Here is a 2,177-nt window from a genome sequence, read left to right on the forward strand (position 1 = left end):
GGCTCACCCAGCTCCCGGCCATCACCTGACTGCCGATCACCGATCCGACGACCTGGAAGGAGAGCAGCCCCGGACCCGTGGAATCCGGCGCACCCGCAGCGTCATGCGACGGCCCGCCCCGAACGGCATCGGGACATTACGGGCGAACTGCCGATCCGATCACCGACCACAAGCCGCTGAAGGATCGAGGCCAAGTCCCGCTCCTACTCCACCACCTTCGCCGCCCTGCGCGGCGAGCGGGCCGAGTTGACCGCCGCCCGTCAGAGCGAGGCGCTCGGGCTGGCGGCGGACGATGCGGTGACGGTGCTGAATGACTGGCGCTACGCCGGTCGCGGGCAGCTGAGTGCTGACCTGATCGGGGGTGGCCGATGAACCGTACTCCTGATCTGCTGACGGTCCCGGATGTGATGGCACGGATGCAGGTTTCCCGCCACAAGGTCTACCACCTGATCCGGACAAGGCAGTTGACCTCGGTGACCATCGGCCGCTGCCGCCGCATCCCTGCCACCGAACTCGCCGCCTACCTCTCTTCCCTGATGGGCGGTGCGTGATGGCCAAGCAGAGATCGAACGGCGAGGGCACTGTCTACCAGCGCAAGGACGGCCGCTGGGAGGCTGCTGGATACGTCCTGACCTCTGACGGTACCTCCAAGCGCACCCGCGTCTACGGTGCTACGCGGAAGGAGGCGATGGACAAGCTCATCGAGAAGATCGCTGCCTCCAACAAGGGCATGCCCATCGCCTCCGACGCCACCACCACCGTCGGCGACTACCTCACGGCCTGGATGGAGACCGTCGCCGTCCACAAGCTCCGCGAGACCACCTACGCCACCTATGACAGATACGTCAGGACGTTCATCGTCCCTGGCATCGGCAGCAAGCGGCTCGCCGCCCTCACCCCCAAGGACGTGCGCCTGTGGCTGCACCAGGTTCGCGTCGCCTGCCAGTGCTGCGTCCAGGGCTGGGACGCCGCCCGCGACCCGGCCGCCAAGCGCAAGACCTCCCGGCCGCGCTGCTGCGCGATCGGCCGGTGCTGCGACAAGCGGGTGACCCCGGGCACTCTGCAGTACCTCCGGAGCGTACTGTCCTCAGCCCTCGCTCATGCGGTTCGTGAGGACGAGCTGCCGCGCAACGTCGCCTCGGCAATTCGGCTTGGCGACACCCGCCCGAAGGCGTTCGAACCGCTCACCGGAGCGGAGGCGCGTCGGCTCCTCACGGCCGCTCGCGGCAGCCGCCTCGGTGCGCTGATCGAGCTCACTTTGCGAACCGGCCTCCGCAAGGGCGAGGTCCTGGGCCTGCGCTGGTCGGACCTCGACCTGGGCCAGGGCGTAATGAGCATCCGCCAGACACTCCAGCGCAGTCCGGCCGGCGGGTTCGCGTTCTACGGCACCAAGACCGAGTCCTCCGAGCGCCGGATCGTGCTGCCCCGCGAATGCGTCAACTCCCTCCTGGCCCACCGCGAACGGCAGGCGACCGAACGGGATGCGGTCGAGTCAGCCGGCGGCGTGTGGCCGGACCAGGATCTGGTGTTCACCAGCCCGAGCGGCAGACCGGTGGAGGGCAGCACGCTGACCCGCCAGTTCGGCAGGCTGTGCGACCACGCCCAGGTCCGCCGCATCCGGTTTCACGACCTCAGACACACCTGCGCGACCCTGTTGCTGGAGCAGGGCGTCGACCTGGTCACGATCAAGGACCTGCTCGGACACTCCCAGATCCACATCACCGCCGACGTGTACGCCCACGTCCGCCCCCGCCTCCAGCGCAACGCCATCGAGGCGATGGGCAACGCCCTCAACGAAGAGGAGGACGATGACCCACCGCCGTTGGTCGCGGCGTGACATGAACTGACAGCCCGTTGAGCACCACCGAGAGTCACGCCTCGGTGGTGCTCAACAATTCGCCAGCCAGTTCGTCAACCCCGCTAACCGCGCGTCGCCCCCCGCCCGCCTGCTGAGCGACCTCGGGCATCAGCGGGGGACAGACCGCCCAGACCGTCTTTCCGATCCCGCATTCGCGCGGATGGCAGCCCCACGCGACGGAGAGCGCGTCGACCAAGGCCAGCCCCCGGCCCCGGATATGGTCCTCGTCCATGGGACGGACAACGGGCATGTTCCGGCCCGCGTCGTCCACCTCGACGAGCAGGTGCCGGGCTACGACTTCTGAAGTTCCCCCCTGATC

The 2,177-nt window shown here is 68.4% G+C and carries 4 protein-coding genes; 3 read left to right on the forward strand and 1 reads right to left on the reverse strand.

Translation table 11 applies throughout. From position 1 onward, the window contains the following. Positions 1-183: 183 nt before the first annotated feature. The 3 genes from C7C46_RS37630 to C7C46_RS33005 are packed head-to-tail and all read left to right on the forward strand — an operon-like array spanning position 184 to position 1,837. The gene (locus tag C7C46_RS37630; RefSeq protein WP_342775465.1) at positions 184-372 is read left to right on the forward strand and encodes a replication initiator; all 189 of its coding nucleotides are present in this window, start codon (positions 184-186) and stop codon (positions 370-372) included. Next, on the forward strand, positions 369-551 hold the full coding sequence (locus tag C7C46_RS33000; RefSeq protein ID WP_110673592.1) for a helix-turn-helix domain-containing protein: 183 nt from the start codon (positions 369-371) through the stop codon (positions 549-551). The genes C7C46_RS37630 and C7C46_RS33000 overlap by 4 nt, the downstream gene beginning before the upstream one ends. Further along, positions 551-1,837 (forward strand): tyrosine-type recombinase/integrase, encoded by a 1,287-nt coding sequence (locus tag C7C46_RS33005; RefSeq protein ID WP_110673593.1) that lies wholly within the window; start codon positions 551-553, stop codon positions 1,835-1,837. The genes C7C46_RS33000 and C7C46_RS33005 overlap by 1 nt, the downstream gene beginning before the upstream one ends. Positions 1,838-1,871: 34 nt before the next feature. On the opposite strand, the gene C7C46_RS37050 is transcribed toward C7C46_RS33005, so the two are convergent. Continuing rightward, on the reverse strand, positions 1,872-2,177 hold a 306-nt coding region (locus C7C46_RS37050; protein WP_245985311.1), incomplete at its 5' end, for an ATP-binding protein.

Source organism: Streptomyces tateyamensis (assembly GCF_003205575.1).
Classification (GTDB): domain Bacteria; phylum Actinomycetota; class Actinomycetes; order Streptomycetales; family Streptomycetaceae; genus Kitasatospora; species Kitasatospora tateyamensis.